The sequence below is a fragment of the Desulfoferrobacter suflitae genome (assembly GCF_022603395.1).
Taxonomy (GTDB): Bacteria; Desulfobacterota; Syntrophobacteria; order Syntrophobacterales; family Syntrophobacteraceae; genus Desulfoferrobacter; species Desulfoferrobacter suflitae.
This window is the reverse complement of sequence record NZ_JAIBKA010000049.1, coordinates 1-679: the sequence shown is the minus strand read 5'-3', so window position 1 is coordinate 679 and position 679 is coordinate 1. Positions and strand designations below refer to the sequence as shown.

General features: G+C 55.2%; 1 pseudogene. It reads left to right on the top strand.

Annotated features, from left to right (window positions below):
* Positions 1-106 precede the first annotated feature (106 nt).
* Positions 107-679 (top strand): annotated as a pseudogene (locus K1V27_RS22565) (hypothetical protein); the annotation flags it as partial.

Sequence of the window (679 nt, the reverse complement as noted above, 5' to 3'; positions counted from 1 at the left end):
TGAGCTCGATGAGTATCCATGGGCCGGCCACAGCGTCATTCTTGGAAATGTAACAAATCCACTGATACCGCATCCGGCGACTAGCGCCGCTTGGCCTGGGTATTCGATGGCAACCGATCGACCGGACGTAAAGTCGTTGGCTGAGAAGACGATTGAGGATGTACTTATCCTTTTGGGCGGCAACGCCAAAGAAGCTCGCACCAAGTACCGTAGTTTCGTGAAAGACGGGATCAAGCAGGGCGTGCGACCTGAACTACAAGGCGGCGGATTGATCCGGAGCGCTGGTGGGGACACGGCAGGGCTTCTTGGCAGGAGTAAGGAAGCTCGTCAAAAGGGCGATGAGCGGATACTGGGCAGTGGAGAGTTTGTGACTGAAGCTTTACAAAGAGCCGGCCATTCGTATGGCCTGCAATCCTATGGGAAGCCGCCCCTGTCAAGCTTGCTGGATAATGTGTCGGACATCTTCGGCGTGGCAGCCAAGGAACTGAAGGGCGGTAGTCGTAGGAGGACGCTCCTGGATGCCCGCTCCGTTGCTGCCTACCTTGCCGTCCGGCAGTATGGATATAAAGGGGTGGAGGTTGCCGAGGCATTGTCACTGAGTTCGCCAACGGTGAGTAGAATTGTGGAAAATGGTCAAAAGATCCTTGACAACAACAGAGAGCTCGCTGTACGTTTGCAG